The sequence below is a fragment of the Klebsiella terrigena genome, from assembly GCF_006539725.1.
Lineage (GTDB): Bacteria > Pseudomonadota > Gammaproteobacteria > Enterobacterales > Enterobacteriaceae > Klebsiella > Klebsiella terrigena.
This window is the reverse complement of record NZ_BJNO01000005.1, coordinates 42,885-60,893: the sequence shown is the minus strand read 5'-3', so window position 1 is coordinate 60,893 and position 18,009 is coordinate 42,885. Positions and strand designations below refer to the sequence as shown.

Annotated in this window: 17 protein-coding genes; 4 read left to right on the top strand and 13 right to left on the bottom strand. The window is 58.8% G+C overall.

Features of this window, described 5'->3' with window-relative positions; all coding sequences use genetic code 11:
- Positions 1-2: 2 nt before the first annotated feature.
- Both RTE01_RS08410 and RTE01_RS08405 read left to right on the top strand, forming a co-directional pair.
- A complete protein-coding gene (locus RTE01_RS08410) occupies positions 3-800 on the top strand; it encodes a PTS mannose/fructose/sorbose/N-acetylgalactosamine transporter subunit IIC (protein ID WP_115193589.1) in 798 nt (265 codons plus the stop codon).
- Positions 800-1,618 carry a PTS system mannose/fructose/sorbose family transporter subunit IID gene (locus RTE01_RS08405; protein ID WP_041143990.1) on the top strand — a complete coding sequence of 273 codons (819 nt, stop codon included), beginning with the start codon at positions 800-802 and terminating at the stop codon, positions 1,616-1,618. The genes RTE01_RS08410 and RTE01_RS08405 overlap by 1 nt, the downstream gene beginning before the upstream one ends.
- A gap of 81 nt (positions 1,619-1,699) precedes the next feature.
- On the opposite strand, the gene RTE01_RS08400 is transcribed toward RTE01_RS08405, so the two are convergent.
- From RTE01_RS08400 to RTE01_RS08390, 3 genes are all read right to left on the bottom strand, one after another.
- Complete coding sequence (locus RTE01_RS08400) at positions 1,700-2,482, bottom strand: glucose-6-phosphate isomerase family protein (RefSeq protein ID WP_134525233.1); 783 nt, start codon at positions 2,480-2,482, stop codon at positions 1,700-1,702.
- Entirely contained in the window at positions 2,475-3,038 is a 564-nt protein-coding gene (locus RTE01_RS08395) for a glucose-6-phosphate isomerase family protein (protein ID WP_115193590.1), read from the bottom strand. The genes RTE01_RS08400 and RTE01_RS08395 overlap by 8 nt, the downstream gene beginning before the upstream one ends.
- Before the next feature lie 115 nt (positions 3,039-3,153).
- Entirely contained in the window at positions 3,154-3,783 is a 630-nt protein-coding gene (locus tag RTE01_RS08390; protein ID WP_134525232.1) for an alanyl-tRNA editing protein, read from the bottom strand.
- Between the two features lie 92 nt (positions 3,784-3,875).
- Between RTE01_RS08390 and RTE01_RS08385 the strand changes: the two genes are divergently transcribed.
- The gene (locus tag RTE01_RS08385) at positions 3,876-4,778 is read left to right on the top strand and encodes a LysR family transcriptional regulator (RefSeq protein ID WP_134525231.1); all 903 of its coding nucleotides are present in this window, start codon (positions 3,876-3,878) and stop codon (positions 4,776-4,778) included.
- A 5-nt stretch (positions 4,779-4,783) separates the two neighbouring features.
- Here the strand turns inward: RTE01_RS08385 and rihC are convergent, their stop codons facing one another.
- From rihC to ribF, 6 genes are all read right to left on the bottom strand, one after another.
- Entirely contained in the window at positions 4,784-5,698 is a 915-nt protein-coding gene (rihC, locus tag RTE01_RS08380; protein ID WP_041143985.1) for a ribonucleoside hydrolase RihC, read from the bottom strand.
- Positions 5,699-5,763: 65 nt separating this feature from the next.
- Positions 5,764-6,714, bottom strand: a complete 951-nt coding sequence (gene ispH / locus RTE01_RS08375; protein ID WP_115193594.1) for a 4-hydroxy-3-methylbut-2-enyl diphosphate reductase — start codon at positions 6,712-6,714, stop codon at positions 5,764-5,766.
- A 1-nt stretch (position 6,715) separates the two neighbouring features.
- Positions 6,716-7,165 carry an FKBP-type peptidyl-prolyl cis-trans isomerase gene (fkpB, locus tag RTE01_RS08370; protein ID WP_041143983.1) on the bottom strand — a complete coding sequence of 150 codons (450 nt, stop codon included), beginning with the start codon at positions 7,163-7,165 and terminating at the stop codon, positions 6,716-6,718.
- Between the two features lie 109 nt (positions 7,166-7,274).
- The gene (gene lspA / locus RTE01_RS08365; RefSeq protein ID WP_041143982.1) at positions 7,275-7,772 is read right to left on the bottom strand and encodes a signal peptidase II; all 498 of its coding nucleotides are present in this window, start codon (positions 7,770-7,772) and stop codon (positions 7,275-7,277) included.
- Complete coding sequence (ileS, locus tag RTE01_RS08360; protein ID WP_115194025.1) at positions 7,772-10,588, bottom strand: isoleucine--tRNA ligase; 2,817 nt, start codon at positions 10,586-10,588, stop codon at positions 7,772-7,774. Before ileS ends, lspA begins: the two co-directional genes overlap by 1 nt.
- Before the next feature lie 44 nt (positions 10,589-10,632).
- Positions 10,633-11,571 (bottom strand): bifunctional riboflavin kinase/FAD synthetase, encoded by a 939-nt coding sequence (gene ribF / locus RTE01_RS08355; protein WP_041143981.1) that lies wholly within the window; start codon positions 11,569-11,571, stop codon positions 10,633-10,635.
- A gap of 330 nt (positions 11,572-11,901) precedes the next feature.
- On the opposite strand from ribF, the gene rpsT reads away from it, so the two are divergent.
- Complete coding sequence (gene rpsT, locus RTE01_RS08345; protein WP_003018940.1) at positions 11,902-12,165, top strand: 30S ribosomal protein S20; 264 nt, start codon at positions 11,902-11,904, stop codon at positions 12,163-12,165.
- A gap of 72 nt (positions 12,166-12,237) precedes the next feature.
- Here the strand turns inward: rpsT and nhaR are convergent, their stop codons facing one another.
- From nhaR to dnaK, 4 genes are all read right to left on the bottom strand, one after another.
- Positions 12,238-13,137, bottom strand: coding sequence for a transcriptional activator NhaR (gene nhaR / locus RTE01_RS08340; protein WP_041143980.1), 900 nt, complete (start codon positions 13,135-13,137; stop codon positions 12,238-12,240).
- A 52-nt stretch (positions 13,138-13,189) separates the two neighbouring features.
- A complete protein-coding gene (gene nhaA / locus RTE01_RS08335) occupies positions 13,190-14,365 on the bottom strand; it encodes a Na+/H+ antiporter NhaA (RefSeq protein ID WP_076946430.1) in 1,176 nt (391 codons plus the stop codon).
- 224 nt (positions 14,366-14,589) lie between these two features.
- Entirely contained in the window at positions 14,590-15,726 is a 1,137-nt protein-coding gene (gene dnaJ / locus RTE01_RS08330; protein WP_041143978.1) for a molecular chaperone DnaJ, read from the bottom strand.
- Positions 15,727-15,813: 87 nt separating this feature from the next.
- Entirely contained in the window at positions 15,814-17,730 is a 1,917-nt protein-coding gene (dnaK, locus tag RTE01_RS08325; protein WP_041143977.1) for a molecular chaperone DnaK, read from the bottom strand.
- Positions 17,731-18,009 lie beyond the last annotated feature (279 nt).

The window sequence follows — 18,009 nt, the reverse complement described above, 5'->3', positions numbered from 1 at the left end:
TGATGATTATCGAAGCGACGTTGATTGGCATTCTTTGCTACCTGGGGGCTCTCAGCAGCCCCTGGCTTTTAGGCCTGACCGGCGGCTGGTATCTGATTACCCGGCCGCTGGTCTCCGGCATGCTGGTCGGCCTGATTTTAGGCGACCTGAAGACCGGTATCATGATAGGCGTTGCGGTCCAGGCGGTGTATATCGCCATGGTGACGCCGGGCGGCTCAATGCCCGCCGACCTCAACTTCGTCGCCTGGCCGGCGATTGCGCTGGGGATATTGTCGGGTAAGGGACCGGAGGTCGCGGTGGCGCTGGCGGCGACTATCGGTATCGCCGGCACAATTTTATTCAATGCGATGATGGTGCTGAACTCCTTCTGGAACCATCGGGCCGACGTGGCGCTGGATCGTGGCGATGAGCGCGGCCTTTACCTGAACAGCGCGATCTGGCCGCAGGTCAGTAACTTCGTGCTGCGCTTTGTTCCCACCTTTATTGCGGTCTATTTTGGCGCCCAGTACATCAGCGGCTTTATGGACAGCCTGCCGAGAATCGTGCTCTCCACGATGAACGTGCTGGGCGGCATTCTGCCAGCGGTGGGGATCGCGATTCTGCTTAAACAGATCATCAAGAACTACAGCATGCTGATCTATTTTCTCGTCGGGTTCGTCTGCATCGTTTTTTTAAAGCTCAATATGGTCGCGCTGGTGATCGTGGGCTCGCTGCTGGCGCTGATCCACTACAACTATAAGCCGGAACCGCAGCAGGCCGCGGGCAGCAGGCCGGCCGTCGATGATGAGGATGAATTCTGATGGAAGAACGTACCCTGAACCGTAAAGATCTGCGCCGCTGCTGGCGGGCGTGGATGATGCACAACCTCTCGTCGATGAGCTTTGAGCGCCTGGAGTCGTTCGGCTTCTGCCTGAGCATGCTGCCGGTGGCGAAAAAGCTCTATCCCGACGCGGCCCAGCGCATGGAAATGCTGCGCCGCCACGCCTCCTTCTACAACACCGAGCCGCAGATCGGCGCGATCGTTAACGGAATGGTGCTCGGGCTGGAAGAGAAAAAGGCCAACGGCGAGCCCATCGACGGTGAGACGATCAACACCCTGAAGGTTGGCCTGATGGGGCCGATCGCCGGGATCGGCGACTCGATGATCCCGGGGATGCTGATCCCTATCCTGCTGAGCATCGGTATGGCGCTGGCGGCAGGCGGCAACGTCCTTGGGCCGCTGTTCTATATCGTCGCCTGGCTGGCGATTATTATCCCCGGCTCGTGGTTCCTGTTTTTAAAGGGCTACAAAATGGGCTCCGGCTCGGTGGAGATGCTGGTCAGCAGCCGCTCCACCCGCCTGCGCGAGGCCCTGTCGCTGCTCGGCGTCTTCGTGATGGGCGGCGTCGCGGCGAGCTACGTGAAGCTGGGAACCGGGCTGGAGTTCATTACCCGCGATGGCGTCAATATCCACGTCCAGCAGATGCTGGACGGCATATTTCCGCAGCTCCTGCCGCTGGTGGTGGTGCTGGGGACCTGGTATTTAATGGCGAAGCGCGGCGTTTCGCCGGTGAAGGCGATGGTCATGCTGCTGCTGCTGGCTGCGGCAGGCGTCGCCAGCGGTCTGTTTGCCGGCTAGCCGCGAACGCGACCCCGGTTTGCAGGCCGGGGTCGCCGCCTGTACCGCCAATATCTGAACCGGGGCATCGCCCCGGTTTTTTTATGGATGAAAGTTGTGCCACAGATCCGCCGCCCTGTCCGGGCTGGAGATAAACTGCAGGCGGGCGGGATCGTCGATAAACTGCTGATAAATCGGCGCGGAGGTGAGGCCAAACTCGACGTACCGGCGCGGCGTAATCGCCTGCAGGCGACCGGGAAGATAGCGTGAATTATGCTGCCAGATAACGTGGTTATCCTGCAGCAGCGGGTACCACGCCAGCCCCTTATGCGCCCGCACGGCATCATACTCAAAGCCGTACTCCCGATCGCACCAGGCGCCGAAGGTGAGCGGCACCTCGGGATCGGCGGAAATCGTCGCGTGCCCCCAGCCCGGCGGCACCAGCACCTTATCGCCGGGTTCGGCAATCACCGCAAAGCAGCGGCCGGGATCGTCTTCCACCCGCTCCTGCATATAGATAATCGCCTTTCCCTGCCAGATTTCATACAGCTCCGGCGGCGACCAGCCGCTGTGCTGACTGATGCGGTGGATATGACCCTGGCTGCGCACCGGTTCTTCCCCCAGCCTTCCGGCGGCGTAGGTCACGACGCCAAACAGCAGCATGCGCTTTTTTAGCTCATAGCGATCCTGCATGCGCGCCACGTCCATGGCGATCGCGTAGACCTCGTCCGGCCCTGCGCAGTGGGGATCGCGCAGCGAGGCGCGGATCTGATCGAGACGACGGATCTCCGGCATCGGCCCGGTCACGTCCGCGCCGTAGCTAAAACCAGGGGGATGGTGGTGGATCGTCATATCCAGGCCGTAAGCGCGGGCAGAATCAGCCATTCTGCACCTCTTTTGCCTGAATAGTCCGGTTCTCCTCGACGACCCGCAGCCTGAAGCCGCCGTCCAGCGCCGCGTAATCATGTCCCGCAGCGGCGGGCCACACCGCCAGCGCCGACAGCGTATCGGCCCCGGTGTTTATCAGGCGGTGGGCGCTATAGCCGGGGATAACGTGCACCGAGCCGGCGAAAACCTGCTCCAGACGGGTTTCTCCGCGCTCGTTTTGCAGCAGCAGCAGGCCGCTGCCGCGCAGACCGAAGTAGACTTCGCCCTGCTCGCGGCGGGCGTGAAAGTGCCCGCGAGTCATAAAAAATTCATCCCCGACCTTGCCGGGATAGAGGTGGGTGACGCCGGTATAGAGCGCGCCCGGTGCGGAGGAGGTATCAAGCATTTCAACCTCGTACACCACCCGGTCGCCCGCCATGGTCAGACGGGTTCGCTCATCGGCAAAAACGCCGATCAGATCCGTAATACGCGTCGACTTGCGCAGCAGCGGGCCGTCGGAAAACAGGCCGCTGGCCCACGCCACCTGCGGTGGCTGGAAAAAAACAGGATTCATATTGGTCTCCGGCCCAAGGAGAACAGCAGAATCAGCTTAGCAGATTAATCGATTAACCCAAGGGCGAGCGGACGACTTTGTAGCGCACGTCACAGCCGGCGCTGCAAAGGTATCTTCACGCCAGCGTGTAGCTCACAATCAGCTGGCCCTTTTTCATTTTCAGCTGGGTTATCAGCACTTCGCCCAGCTCAGAAAGGCTGGCAACGTGGGTCCCGCCGCAGGGATAATCAGGCAGGGAACCAAATCCCACCCTGCGCAGCCCGTCAACCACGGAGATATGGCGAGGCAGGTTTTCCGCCCGCCAGCCGGCCACTTTTTCCTGCAGCACGCTGGCCTCCGGCAATGACGCACTGGCGCCTGAGGTGAAGGTAATTCGCCCCTCTCCTGGCCAGTGGTGGGCCTTCGTCGGCTGCCAGCCGCACTGCTCTCCCGCGAGGCCAATCAGGTGGCCCGCCGAGTGCAGGCGGGCATGCTGCCGCCGCGCTGCGCCATCAATGCGGATCGTCACCTCGCCCGGGGCCAGCGGCTGCGGGACAAAGTGCAGAATGCTGTCGCCAAACGCCGTTACCCCTTCGACGGCGATCTCCGCTATCCAGCCGCGATCCGCCGGCTGCCCGCCGCCCTGCGGATGAAACAGCGTTTGGTCCAGCTCGATTGCGTAGCGGCCATCGGCCTGCTCTACGCAGCCCACCACCCGCGCGCGCCCTTCGGTGGCATCGCTGGTGTAATAAAGACGTTCGGTCATGGTTGTTCTCCTCTCGTTACGCACAGTATATTGATAATACGTACAGCGATAATCCCGTCTTGCGTCAATGCACCTTTGCTTAGAGAGCACAAATGAACTTAAGCTTACTTCCCGATTTGGCCCTCTTCGTGCAAATCGTCGAGCAGGGCAGCTTTTCCGCGGTCGCCCGGCTTACGGGAACCACGCCTTCGGCGGTCAGCCGCAGCGTCTCGCGCCTTGAGCGGGAGATGGGCAGCAAGCTGCTGCACCGATCCACGCGCAAACTCCGCCTGAGCGATGCCGGCAAGACGGTTTACGCCCACGCGCTGGAGATGCTGGAATCCGCGCGCCTGGCGATGGATGCGGCCGGCAGCGCCCAGCAGGTGGCGCAGGGCAAGCTGACGCTCAGCGTGCCGAAGGCCGTCGGGCGGTTTGTTATCCATCCGCTGATGAGCGAGTTTTTGGCCCGCTTTCCGCAGGTTGACGTCTGCCTGCGTCTCGAAGATCGCTATCTTGACCTGATTGACGACGGGATCGATCTGGCGCTGCGCATCACCCATTCGCCCTCGCCGGGGCTGCACGGCAAGCCGCTGATGCCGGTCAGCCACGTAATCTGCGCTACCCCGCACTATTTACGCCAGCACGGCGCGCCGCAAAATCCGCAGGATCTGCGCGACCATAGCTGCATCAGCCTCGGCGAAACGCCCGCCGATGCGCGCTGGAAATTTCGTCGCGAAGGAAAAACGGAAATCGTACAGACCCGAGGGCGCTACGCCGCCAACCACACCGCCGTGCGGCTGGATGCGGTGAAGCAGAATTTAGGCATTGGCAGCCTGCCGCTGTTTACCGCCCGCGAAGCGCTGGAGCGCGGGGAGATAGTCCAGGTGCTGGCAGAGTGGGAGTTTATCAGCAGCTACTCCGGCGAGCTGTGGCTGCTGTGGGCGGGAAATAAGCATATGCCCGCCAGGATGCGGGCCATGATTGACTATCTTAGCGAGAAAATTTATCGCCGCTAAAGGGCCTATGGCGCCAGCGCCAGAACCTCCGCGACCCAGCGCTGGAAGCCTGCGACGTCCAGATCCAGCGCCACGCTGGCGTTCGCCGGCTGGCCAAGGCGGCCTTCGATATCAACGACCGTGGTGCCCGCCGTCCAGCTCCCCTGCGTTTCGACCGCCACAAAGCACGATTTAAGGGTAAACAGCTCGGGACGAACCAGCCAGGCGATGGCGCACAGGTCATGCATGCGTAGCCCGCTCTCCATGCTGCCGCTGCGGTAGTGGCTGAACAGCGCGTGGAGCATTTTGCCGGTCCTGTTGAGCGTCGGCAGCGTGGCGAGATATTCCGGGGCGAGTATTGCCTGATTGGTGACGTCCAGCCCACACATCACGATCTCCAGCCCGCTCTGAAACACTTTCGCCGCGGCTTCCGGGTCGATGGCAATGTTAAACTCCGCGTTGGGGGTGAAGTTACCCCGCCCGGCGGATCCGCCCATAATGACCAGGCGGCGAATGTTAAACCGGCACTCCGGATACTGCGTCAGCAGCAGCGCAATGTTGGTCAGCGGGCCAATGGCCACCAGCGTCATCGGCTCCGGGGCATGCATCAGCGCATCGCGAATGGCCTGAAACGCCGGTTTCGGCAGCGGCTGGCAGCGATGCTCGACAAACTCATACCCTTCCATCCCCGACTCGCCGTGAACGGAGGCCGCATCGCGCAGCGGGCGCAGCAGGGGCATTGAGGCGCCCTGGGCCAGCGGCACGTCGGCGTTCCAGAAATGCAGCAGCTGCAGCGCATTGCGGGTGGTTTTTTCCACCGACACGTTGCCGGCCACCGTGGTCATCAGCTGCAGATCCAGCTCGGGCGCGAACAGCGCCGCGGCGATTGCCGCCGCATCATCAATGCCGGGATCGGTATCAAGAACTATCGGTAAGCGCATAAATTCTCCAAAAAAAATGCCAGACGTTAAGTCTGGCATCTTCGCATACTGACGGCGTAAAGAACTTATTCTACTTCACGGACGTCAACCCGCAGCTCTTTCGGCACTTCAAAGACGATGTTCTCTTCGCGCCCTTCCAGCGGCACCGCGTCGCCGCCGCCCAGCTCCTGCAGGCGAGCAATCACGTTCTGCACCAGGATATCCGGCGCCGATGCGCCGGCGGTCACGCCCACGCATTGGGCCGCTTTGACCCACGGCTCCTGGATATCGGCCGCATCATCGATCAGATACGCCGCTTTCCCCATGCGCTGCGCGAGTTCGGCCAGACGGTTAGAGTTGGAGGAGTTCTTCGACCCCACCACCAGCACTACGTCCGCCTGCTCCGCCAGCGCGCGTACCGCTTCCTGACGGTTAGTGGTGGCGTAGCAAATATCGTCTTTACGCGGCCCGACGATTTTCGGGAAGCGCTGGCGCAGCGCGTCAATGACGTCAGAGGTGTCATCAACGGAGAGCGTGGTCTGAGTCATAAACGACAGCCTGGCGTCGTTTTTCACTTCCAGCGTCCAGACGTCGTCCGGCGACTCCACCAGGTACATGCCCCCCTGCGGGTTGCTGTACTGGCCCATCGTCCCCTCAACTTCCGGGTGACCGGCGTGACCGATCAGAATCGACTCTTCGCCGCGGCGGCTGGCGCGAGCCACCTCCATATGGACCTTGGTCACCAGCGGACAGGTGGCATCGAAAACCGTCAGATCGCGGCTTTTCGCCTCGTTGCGTACCGCCTGAGAGACGCCGTGGGCGGAGAAAATCAGGATCGCGCCGTCCGGCACTTCGCTGATTTGCTCGATAAAAATAGCGCCGCGTTTGCGCAGGCTATCGACCACATAGCGGTTATGCACCACTTCATGACGAACATAGATCGGCGCGCCATACAGCGTCAGCGCGTTTTCGACAATGCTGATAGCGCGGTCAACGCCGGCGCAGAAGCCGCGCGGGTTAGCCAACAGGATCTGCATTTTACTCCTCCAGCGCCGGATCGACTTCCAGCACTTCAATATCAAAATGAACGGTGCGCCCGGCCAGCGGATGGTTGAAATCAACGGTGATCGAATCGCCGTTAACTTCCCGAATCACGCCGGGCATTTCGCTGCCATCCATTGCGGTAAAGAGCATAATTGCGCCAATTTCCGGCTCGCCCGCATCGATAAACTCGCGGCGGGAGAAGTACTGAATCAGGTCCGGGCTGGGTACGCCAAACGCGGCATCAGGCTCGAGGGAGAAGTTGGTTTTATCCCCCGCCTTCAGCCCCAGCAGGTGCTGTTCCAGCCCCTCGGTGAGCGAAGCGTCACCAAGACGGAACAGCGCCGGCTTGCCGTTATTGCGCGTAGACTCCGCGGTGGAGCCATCATCAAGTTTCAGCGTGAAGTGCACCAGCACCCCGCTGTTGCTCTGTACAGAGTTTGACATGCAGGTTTGCTCTAAGTTGGTTCTGCGTTTACCCCGCCTGGCGGCAAGACCGCTGGCGGGGTACGCTTATAATGTAGGCCGGACTGGCGTAAACGCCACCCGGCAGGGATTACGCGGTTTTCTTCGCAGCGCCGGGCAAAAAGCCTTCCAGCACAATCAGCGCCGCGCCGATACAGATGGCGGTATCGGCCAGGTTGAAGGTGGCGAAATGCCACTCACCGACGTAGAAATCAATCATATCGACGACAAAACCGTGCCACAGCCGGTCGAACAGGTTGCCTAACGCCCCGCCAATAATCAGCGCGTAGGCGATGTTATTGAGCTTCTGCGTCGCCTTCGAGCGGTACATCAGTACCGTCAGAATCACGCAGATGCCGAGGGCAATCCCCGCAAAGAACCAGCGCTGCCAGCCGCCGCTATCGGCGAGGAAGCTAAAAGCCGCGCCGTAGTTGCGCGCGTAGTGCAGGTTCAGCGATGGGAACAGCGCTACCGTATCCCCCAGAGCAAAGTTCTGGAGGATCAGGAATTTGCTGCCCAGATCGATAATCAGCACGGCGACGACGACCCACAGCCAGCGTAGCCCGGTTGAACAGACAGATTTACTCATCAGGCAAACTTACGTTGTTCGCCGTCACCGGCGACATTGCTGACACAGCGACCGCAGATTTCCGCGTGTTCCGCCACCTTGCCGACGTCGCTGGTGTAGTGCCAGCAGCGTGGGCACTTATCGCCTTCCGCTTTGCTCAGCACAACCCGCAGACCTTTCAGCAGTTCGCTCTGCCAGGCATCAGCCGGCGCCTGTGCGTAATCGGCCACTTTCGCCCCTGAGGTTAACAGGACAAAGCGCAGCTCGTCGCCCAGCGCGTTCAGCTTGGTTGCCAGCTCGCTATCCGCATACAGCGTGACCGCCGCCTCAAGAGAGCCGCCCACCAGCTTGTCAGCACGAGCCTGTTCGATAACCTTGTTCACTTCACCGCGCACCTTCAGCAGTTCATCCCAGAAGCCGTCGTTCATCGCTTCATCGTCGGCCAGGCCGAACAGGCCTTCATACCACTCACCGGTGAAGACGTATTTCTCGCGGGAACCCGGCAGGTAGCCCCAGATTTCGTCGGCGGTGAAGGACATGATCGGCGCCATCCAGCGCACCAGCGCTTCCACGATGTGGAACAGCGCGGTCTGGCAGCTGCGACGCGCCACGCTGTCCGCCTTCGCGGTGTACTGGCGGTCTTTGATGATGTCGAGGTAGAACGACCCCATTTCGATGGAGCAGAAGCGCATCAGGCGCTGCACCACTTCATGGAAGTCGTAGGACTCGTAGGCTTTGAGGATATCGTCCTGCGCCGCTTTCGCGCAGCTCACCGCCCAGCGATCGAGCACTACCATCTCTTCCGGTTTCACCATGTCGGTCAGCGGGTCGAAGCCGTTAAGGTTCGCCAGCAGGAAGCGCGCGGTGTTACGGATACGACGATAGCTGTCGGCGGCGCGTTTGAGGATCTCATCGGAGACCGCCATTTCGCCGGTATAGTCGGTGGAAGCCACCCACAGGCGCAGGATATCCGCGCCCAGCTTGTTCATTACATCCTGCGGAGAGACGGTATTACCGATGGATTTGGACATCTTGCGGCCCTGGCCATCAACGGTAAAGCCGTGGGTCAGCACCTGGCGATACGGCGCTTTGCCCTTCATCGCCGTGGAGATCATCAGCGAGGACATGAACCAACCGCGGTGCTGGTCGGAACCTTCCAGATACATATCGGCGGCGTGACCGGAAAACTCCGGACGCACGTCTACCACCGAGGAGTGGGTAGAGCCGGAGTCAAACCACACGTCGAGGGTATCCGGCACTTTCTCGTAGCTGTCGGCATCGGCACCGAGGATATCGCGGGAGTCGAGATCCCACCACGCCTGAATACCGTCAACCTCAACGCGCTTAGCCACTTCTTCCATCAGCTCCAGGGTGCGCGGATGCAGCTCCTGGGTCTCTTTATGCACGAACAGGGACATCGGAACGCCCCAGGTACGCTGACGGGAGATACACCAGTCAGGGCGGTTAGCCACCATCGATTCGATACGCGCCTGGCCCCAGTCCGGGATCCACTGCACGCCTTTAATCTCTTTTAGCGACTGCGCGCGCAGGCCTTTCTGATCCATGCTGACGAACCACTGCGGCGTGGCGCGGAAGATGATCGGCGACTTGTGGCGCCAGCAGCACGGATAGCTATGCTGCATTTTTTCAACGTGCAGCAGCGCGCCGCTTTCACGCAGCAGCTCAACGATGATGTCGTTAGCTTTGAAGACGTTGATGCCGTCCAGCGACGGATAGGTTCCCGGCAGGTAGGCGCCGTCAGGGCCGACCGGATTGGCGATTTCCAGGCCATATTTCTGGCTGATGGTGTAGTCGTCAGGGCCGTGGCCGCCAGCGGTATGCACCGCACCGGTACCCGCATCGAGGGTAACGTGGTCGCCGAGGATCGCCGGAACGTCGAAGTCGAGGAACGGGTGATTAAAGCGCATCAGCTCCAGCTCGGCGCCGTTGACCACCGCGAGGATGGTGTAATCCGCAACGCCCGTACGCTTCATGACGCTTTCAACCAGGTCTTTCGCCAGGATCAGCGCCTGGCCGTCAACCTGCACCAGCGCATAGTCGAACTCCGGCGACAGGGAGATCGCGCGGTTAGCCGGCAGGGTCCACGGGGTGGTGGTCCAGATAACCAGGGAGACCGGGCCGCTGACGTCGGCAACGCCGAACTTCGCCAGCACCGCCGCTTTATCGACGGCGTGGAACGCCACGTCGATAGACGGAGAGGTTTTGTCGTAATACTCAACTTCCGCTTCCGCCAGCGCGGAGCGGCAGTCTACGCACCAGTGCACCGGCTTCGCGCCTTTGTGCAGGTGGCCGTTGCCGATGATTTTACCCAGCGCGCGGATGATATTGGCTTCGGTTTTGAAGTCCATGGTCAGGTACGGACGCGACCAGTCGCCCAGCACGCCAAGACGGATAAAGTCTTTACGCTGGCCTTCAACCTGGGTCGCGGCGTATTCGCGGCACTTGGCACGGAACTCGGCCGCGGTGAACTTCTCACCCGGTTTGCCGAACTCCTGCTCCACTTTCAGCTCGATCGGCAGACCGTGGCAGTCCCAGCCCGGCACGTAGGGAGAATCATAGCCCGTCAGCCCTTTGGACTTAACGATAATGTCTTTCAGAATCTTGTTAACCGAGTGACCAATATGAATGCTGCCATTCGCATAAGGAGGGCCATCATGCAGAATGAAGGTTTTTTTGCCTTTTTTCGCCGCACGGATGATGCCGTACAGATCATCATCGGTCCAACGCGCCAGCATTCCCGGTTCGCGTTTGGCGAGATCGCCACGCATCGGGAACCCTGTTTCCGGCAAATTCAGGGTGGATTTATAGTCACTCATCAGATTCTCGGTTCCGTATTTCGGTTTGATAAACACCAACAGGTTTAGGCCTGCCTGGTCAGCCCAAAAAGCTCGCGGGCCGTTAACTCATCACGTGCAATTTGCGCCTTCAGCTCATCGAGCGACGCAAACCGCTGTTCGTTACGTATTTTTTTACGCAGTATTACATCTATATGGCGACCGTAGAGGTCCATTACAACGTCCAGCAGATGCACTTCCAGCTGTTGACGGACGCCGGCGACCGTTGGGCGAGTGCCAATATTGGCGACACCCGGCAAAGGTTTGTCGCCAAGCCCCGTTACTTCTACCGCATAGACCCCTTTAACCGGGGAAACCTGACGACGTAGCGGTAAGTTCGCCGTCGGGAAGCCAATGGTGCGCCCCAGCTCATCGCCGTGCACCACGCGCCCGGAGATGGTAAACGGATGGCCCAGCAGCGTTTCTGCAAGGACAAGATCGTCATCCGCCAGCGCCTGCCGCACCGCGGTGCTGCTGATGCGGACGCCGCCTTCACAGAAGGTCTGGGTGCTGGTGATGTCGAACCCAAACTCCACCCCGGCTTTCTGTAATAACAAGAAATCCCCCTGACGACCAGCGCCAAAGCGGAAATCATCGCCCACGGCGAGGAACTGCACGCCCAGGCGGCGGACCAGCAGCTCGCTGATAAAGTCCTGAGCGGTCAGGGCGGCAAAGCGTCGGTCGAACCGCACGCACAGCACGTAGTCGACGCCGCTTTCAGCCAAATAGCGCAGCTTTTCACGCAGACGCGTCAGGCGTGCAGGCGCCTTATCGGCGGCAAACAGCTCCAGCGGCTGCGGTTCGAAAATCATCACTACCACCGGTAAGCCACGCTGGCGACCCTCTGCGCGCAAGCGCTGCAGCAGCGCCTGATGCCCGCGGTGCACACCGTCAAAATTACCAATGGTCAGCACGCACCCGTGCGGGGCCTGGCTGAGATTATGTATGCCGCGTATCAGCTTCATGTCTGGCTCAAAACAGTGAAAATCGTCCGAGTATACCTTGTACAACTGGCGACGTTAACCAGCGATTGCACCTCTTCGTTGAAAGATCCCGAGAATTCATCAACTCAGCGCTGGAACGCGGGGAAAACTACGCGAGCCCGTCGATTTTTATGGTGGAAAGGCTGTATTCGCCCGCAACAAGCTGGTAGAATCTTGCGCCATCACTACGTAATAAAGCGTCGTTGTTTTAAGCGCCGCTTATTTGCACAAATCCATTGACAAAAGAAGGCTAAACGGGCATTCTCCTCGGCCTTTGAATTGTCCATATAGAACACATTTGGGAGTTGGACCTTGGCTAATATCAAATCAGCTAAGAAGCGCGCCGTTCAGTCTGAAAAGGCCCGCAAGCACAACGCTAGCCGTCGCTCTATGATGCGTACTTTCATCAAGAAAGTATACGCAGCCATCGAAGCTGGCGACAAAGCTACTGCACTGAAAGCATTTAACGAAATGCAACCGATCGTGGACCGTCAGGCTGCTAAAGGTCTGATCCACAAAAACAAAGCTGCGCGTCATAAAGCAAACCTGACCGCTCAGATCAACAAACTGGCTTAATCGCCTGGTTGTTATCGCTTTGTAGAAAAACCCGCGAAAGCGGGTTTTTTTATGCCTGAAATCTGCCGCCCGTCAGCGCGGCGGCGAGGTGAAGAGCGCCGAGTAGTCGCGGTTGCAGATACGCTGTACCGCCGGATGCTGGATCATGCGCTCGGCAAAGATGGCGTGATACTCCTCCATCACGTTCTCCATCCTGCCAATCTCAATAATCGACTCGTCGTGGTAGAAATCATGCGCGTAGAGCGTTGGCGCGACAAAAATCGCGTTGTGCGCCGCGCCGAACGCCTTCATCAGCGCCGCATCATCAAACTCCCCGAGGATCTCAACCTTGAGCCCCTGCGAATTAAACCAGTTCAGCAGCTTGCGGCCAAGCATCGAACGCCGGCCGGGGATCAGCAGGCGACGCTCCTCAAGGCAGGCGGGAAACGGCTTCTCCGGCGGTGGATTCATGCACCAGAAGCTCACGCTGCATTCGCCGATGCGCACCGAAAACAGCCCCTCCTGCTGGGTTGAGTCGATGGGGCAGTCGGAGATAATCATATCGAGCTTATGCTGGCTCAGCTGCTCCAGCAGCATCTCGTGGGTCGATTCAAAGCAGCGCAGGTGGATCTGCTCATCCTCAACCACCGCCGCATCCAGCACGCCGCTCACCAGCCGCTTCGACAGCGCATCCGCCACGCCAACGTCGAACAGTAAATTCGACTCCTTGCGGTAGTTGACGATATCCAGCATCTCCTGGCTTAGCGTGAACATGCGGTCGGCATAGCGGAACACCAGCTCGCCCAGCTCGCTCGGCTCCAGCCCCCTGCCCTTACGCTTAAAAAGCTTCCCCTGCAGGCGCTCTTCAAGCGCTTTAATTTGCCCGGTGATGGTCTGCGGCGTCAGAAACAGCGCTTCCGCCGCCCCGACCACGGAGCCTTCCTTGTAGACGTGCCAGAAGTAGTACAGATGGTTGTAGTTAATATGCGACATGCTTCTCTCCCTGATAATGTCCTGGAGAGCCTCTGCAGGCTCTCCGAAAGTATTACGCCGAGCGGGCGGGAACCGTTATGCGCTTGCGCAGCAGCATATATCCGCTGACGGCCGATAGCACCGAGCCGATCAGAATGCCAAGCTTGGCCCAGTTGATTAAGCCGGGGTCAGTGCTGGCAAACGCCAGGCTGGCGATAAAAATCGACATCGTAAAACCGATCCCGCAGAGCACGCCGACCGCCATAATCTGCGGGAAATGAGTCCCTTCCGGCAGCGAAGCCCACTTCAGCTTCAGCGCCAGCCAGCAGAACAGGCCGATCCCCAGCGGCTTGCCAATAAACAGCCCGGCAATAATCCCCAGCGGCAGCAGCGACGTCAGTCCCTCCAGCGTTACCCCTTGCAGCGAGACGCCCGCATTAGCAAAGGCGAAGAGCGGCAGGATAAGCCAGGCAACCCACGGGTGCAGAACGTGCTCAAGCTCCTTCGCCGGCGATTTGCCATCCTGCTCCTTCAGCGGAATCATAAAGCCAACAATGACCCCCGCTAAGGTGGCGTGAACCCCGGACTTCAGCACCGCGGTCCACAGCACGGCGCCGACCAGAATATAGATACCGGTGCGCCGCACCCCGCTCAGGTTCAGCAGCGCCAGCACCCCAATGGCCCCCGCCGCCACCGCGAGCGACAGCACGGAAAGGTCGTTGGTGTAGAACAGCGCGATAATAACGATCGCACCCAGGTCATCAATGATCGCCAGCGCCATCAGGAAAATCTTCAGCGCCACAGGCACGCGGCTGCCGAGCAGCGCCAGCACGCCCAGCGCGAACGCAATATCGGTTGCCGCCGGGATCGCCCAGCCCCCTCTGGCAATCGGGTCCTGGGCGTTAAACGCAAGGTAGATAAGCGCCGGGACGATCATCCCGCCCAGGGCGGCCAGCACCGGGAACACCGCCTGGCGACGGCTGGCCAGCGCCCCTTGCATCATCTCGCGCTTCACTTCGAGGCCGATCAGCAGGAAGAAGACGGCCATCAGCGCGTCGTTAATCCACAGCAGCATGTTCTTGTTGATTTCCAGCGCGCCAACGCGCAGCTGAACGGGCGTTTCCAAAAAGGAGTGATACAGACCGCTGGTGGCATCGGTATTCGCCAACAGCATCGCCAGCACGGCGGCAAAAATGAGGATTATGCCCCCGGAAGCATCGCTACTTAAAAAACGCTGCAGATGTTTCACTTTTTATTCTCTCTATCAGGATTATTCATCGTTTAAACTATTCTAATCGCCATAACAGCTCGAAAAAATAAGTTTATTATTGCTCTGTCGATCGGTTTTTACGAAATGAGAAGAGAAGGGTCAGAAAAGGGTCCGATCGAGAAATTCAGGCAGCATTAACGGAGAGACGGCGAGAAATAAAAAAGCCACTTCGCGATAAAGTGGCTTTTTACACGGCATGATGATTAGCGGGTCAAATCATCGAAGAATTTCTTCACGCCGTCAAAGAAGCTTTTAGAGCGCGGGCTGTTGTTCTCACCCGTCGGGCCACCGAAGCTTTCCTGAAGTTCTTTCAACAGCTGCCGCTGCTTGTCGTTGAGGCCAACCGGCGTCTCAACCACCACGCGGCACAGCAGATCGCCCTGCGCGCCGCCGCGTACGGACTTGACGCCTTTACCACGCATGCGGAACAGCTTGCCGGTCTGCGTTTCGCCAGGCACCTTCAGATTCACGCGGCCGTCCAGGGTCGGGACTTCAATCTCGCCGCCCAGCGCCGCCATGGTGAAGTTAATCGGCACTTCGCAGTACAGGTTATTGCCTTCGCGCTCAAAGATGGCGTGCTGCTTCACCTGGACCTGAACGTACAGATCGCCGGCCGGAGCGCCGTGCTCGCCTGCTTCACCTTCGCCAGACAGACGAATGCGATCGCCGGTGTCTACGCCTGCCGGGATTTTAACCGACAGCGTTTTAGTTTTCTCTACGCGACCGTGACCGTGGCATTTATTGCACGGGTCTTTGATCAGCGTACCGCGTCCCTGACAGTGCGGACAGGTCTGCTGAACGGCGAAGAAGCCCTGGCGCATCTGCACCTGGCCGGCGCCGTGACAGGTCGGACAGGTCTGTGGCTTGCTGCCAGATTTCGCGCCGCTGCCGTGGCAGACGTCGCACTCTTCCAGCGTCGGGATGCGGATCTCTTTCGTTACGCCGCGAACCGCTTCTTCCAGCGTCAGATCCATGTTGTAGCGCAGGTCAGCCCCGCGCGACGCGCGCTGACGACCGCGGCCACCGCCGAAGATATCGCCAAAAACATCGCCAAAGATATCGCTGAAATCCGCGCCGCCGCCGAAACCACCGCCGCCGCCGCCCATGCCGCCCTGCTCAAACGCGGCGTGGCCGTACTGATCGTAGGCCGCACGCTTCTGGGCATCCGTCAGGATCTCGTAGGCTTCTTTGATTTCTTTAAATTTAGCTTCGGCCTCTTTATCGCCCTGGTTGCGGTCCGGGTGATATTTCATGGCCAGGCGCTTGTACGCCTTTTTGATTTCACGCTCTTCCGCTGTTTTGGAAACGCCTAAAATCTCGTAATAATCTTGCTTTGCCATTGGTGTTTTTCAGCCCCTTAACATGCGTGCACGGGCGGAGAGGAAACCTCTTCGCCCGTGCCAGTGTTTTACCCGTTCAAAGGGCGATTATTTTTTGTCTTTCACTTCTTCAAACTCAGCGTCAACGACATCGTCGTCTTTCGCGTTGCTTTCGGAAGCTTCAGCACCGCCAGCCTGCTGCTGAGCATGCTGCTGCTGGGCAATCTCCATCAGCTTCTGGGAAGCCTGGGCCAGCGCCTGCATTTTCGCTTCGATATCGGCTTTGTCTTCACCTTTCAGGGAAGTTTCCAGCGCGGTCAGCGCAGACTCGATAGCCGTTTTATCGTCAGCCGGCAGCTTGTCGCCCGCTTCTTCAACCTGCTTACGCGTGCTGTGCAGCAGATGGTCGCCCTGGTTGCGGGTCTGAACCAGCTCTTCGAACTTACGGTCAGATTCCGCGTTCGCTTCTGCTTCACGGACCATTTTAGCGATTTCTTCTTCGTTCAGACCGGAAGACGCTTTAATGGTAATTTTCTGCTCTTTACCGCTGTTTTTATCTTTCGCGGAGACGTGCAGGATACCATCGGCATCGATATCGAAGGTCACTTCGATCTGCGGCATGCCGCGCGGTGCCGGGTTGATGCCGTCGAGGTTAAACTGACCCAGTGATTTGTTATCGGAGGCGCGTTTACGCTCACCCTGAATCACGTGGATAGTTACCGCAGACTGGTTATCTTCTGCCGTCGAGAACACCTGGCTGTGCTTGGTCGGGATAGTGGTGTTCTTGTTGATCAGCGCAGTCATCACGCCGCCCATGGTTTCGATACCCAGCGACAGCGGGGTAACGTCGAGCAGCAGAACGTCTTTAACTTCACCAGTCAGTACGCCGCCCTGAACCGCTGCGCCGATAGCAACAGCTTCATCCGGGTTAACGTCTTTACGCGGCTCTTTACCAAAGAACTCGGCAACTTTCTTCTGCACCATCGGCATACGAGTCTGACCACCGACCAGGATAACGTCCTGAACGTCGGATACGGACAGGCCAGCATCCTGCAGCGCAACTTTCAGCGGCTCGATAGAGCGGTTAACCAGGTCTTCTACCAGGCTTTCCAGCTTCGCACGGGTCACTTTAATGTTCATGTGTTTCGGACCGGTAGCATCTGCGGTGATGTACGGCAGATTCACGTCGGTCTGCTGAGCGGAAGAAAGCTCGATTTTCGCTTTTTCTGCCGCTTCTTTCAGGCGCTGCATGGCCAGCGGGTCGTTACGCAGGTCAATGCCCTGATCTTTCTTAAACTCATCAACGAGGTAGTTGATCATACGGCTATCGAAGTCTTCGCCACCCAGGTGGGTATCACCGTTGGTTGCCAGAACTTCGAAGGTTTTCTCGCCGTCAACTTCGTCGATTTCGATAATAGAGATATCGAAGGTACCACCGCCGAGGTCGTAAACCGCGATAGTACGGTTGCCGACTTCTTTATCCAGACCGTAAGCCAGCGCGGCTGCGGTTGGTTCGTTGATGATACGCTTAACTTCCAGACCCGCGATACGACCGGCGTCTTTCGTCGCCTGACGCTGAGCATCGTTGAAGTATGCAGGTACGGTGATGACGGCTTCAGTTACCGGCTCACCCAGGTAATCTTCCGCGGTCTTTTTCATTTTCTTCAGCACTTCAGCAGAGATCTGCGGCGGTGCGGTGCGGGTACCTTTCACATCAAGCCATGCGTCGCCATTGTCTGCGGCAACGATTTTGTACGGCATGATAGAAACGTCACGCTGAACTTCTTCATCCTGGAAGCGGCGACCAATCAGGCGTTTAATCGCAAACAGGGTGTTTTGCGGGTTTGTCACTGCCTGACGTTTAGCCGGCTGACCAACCAGAGTTTCACCATCCTGGGTATAAGCAATGATAGAAGGCGTGGTGCGATCGCCTTCGGCGTTTTCCAGCACGCGAGCAGTAGTGCCATCCATAATCGCTACACAAGAGTTGGTAGTACCCAGGTCGATACCAATAATTTTACCCATCTAAACGTCTCCACTAAAAATTCAGTCAACATGTGGTTGTGAACCTGTAATAAGGGCGAAACGTGCGGTTTCAACTGCCCAACATCTTTTTTTTTCAGGTTCATTCACTGCGGTTGACTACAAGATGGGGTCGTCCACCGCTTCATCAAGGGGGAAGGCAAAAAAAATTTTATCTTCATCGTCCCACGAAGCCGGCCGTCGGCGAGGAAGTTTTGCCTATATGAGGCAAAAAAGCGCGCTTCACGGCGTTCATCCGCTGGGGTCCCCGTAAAGAGACGA

What these genes read in the sequence shown, in the direction of transcription:
- RTE01_RS08385 (WP_134525231.1), top strand. Translation starts at nt 3,876, where the DNA reads ATGAACTTAAGCTTACTTCCCGATTTGGCCCTCTTCGTGCAAATCGTC.
- ileS (WP_115194025.1), bottom strand. Translation starts at nt 10,588, where the DNA reads ATGAGTGACTATAAATCCACCCTGAATTTGCCGGAAACAGGGTTCCCG.
- RTE01_RS08400 (WP_134525233.1), bottom strand. Translation starts at nt 2,482, where the DNA reads ATGGCTGATTCTGCCCGCGCTTACGGCCTGGATATGACGATCCACCAC.
- dnaK (WP_041143977.1), bottom strand. Translation starts at nt 17,730, where the DNA reads ATGGGTAAAATTATTGGTATCGACCTGGGTACTACCAACTCTTGTGTA.
- RTE01_RS08390 (WP_134525232.1), bottom strand. Translation starts at nt 3,783, where the DNA reads ATGACCGAACGTCTTTATTACACCAGCGATGCCACCGAAGGGCGCGCG.
- RTE01_RS08395 (WP_115193590.1), bottom strand. Translation starts at nt 3,038, where the DNA reads ATGAATCCTGTTTTTTTCCAGCCACCGCAGGTGGCGTGGGCCAGCGGC.
- dnaJ (WP_041143978.1), bottom strand. Translation starts at nt 15,726, where the DNA reads ATGGCAAAGCAAGATTATTACGAGATTTTAGGCGTTTCCAAAACAGCG.
- nhaR (WP_041143980.1), bottom strand. Translation starts at nt 13,137, where the DNA reads ATGTCGCATATTAACTACAACCATCTGTACTACTTCTGGCACGTCTAC.
- fkpB (WP_041143983.1), bottom strand. Translation starts at nt 7,165, where the DNA reads ATGTCAAACTCTGTACAGAGCAACAGCGGGGTGCTGGTGCACTTCACG.
- ispH (WP_115193594.1), bottom strand. Translation starts at nt 6,714, where the DNA reads ATGCAGATCCTGTTGGCTAACCCGCGCGGCTTCTGCGCCGGCGTTGAC.
- RTE01_RS08405 (WP_041143990.1), top strand. Translation starts at nt 800, where the DNA reads ATGGAAGAACGTACCCTGAACCGTAAAGATCTGCGCCGCTGCTGGCGG.
- lspA (WP_041143982.1), bottom strand. Translation starts at nt 7,772, where the DNA reads ATGAGTAAATCTGTCTGTTCAACCGGGCTACGCTGGCTGTGGGTCGTC.
- RTE01_RS08410 (WP_115193589.1), top strand. Translation starts at nt 3, where the DNA reads ATGATTATCGAAGCGACGTTGATTGGCATTCTTTGCTACCTGGGGGCT.
- rihC (WP_041143985.1), bottom strand. Translation starts at nt 5,698, where the DNA reads ATGCGCTTACCGATAGTTCTTGATACCGATCCCGGCATTGATGATGCG.
- ribF (WP_041143981.1), bottom strand. Translation starts at nt 11,571, where the DNA reads ATGAAGCTGATACGCGGCATACATAATCTCAGCCAGGCCCCGCACGGG.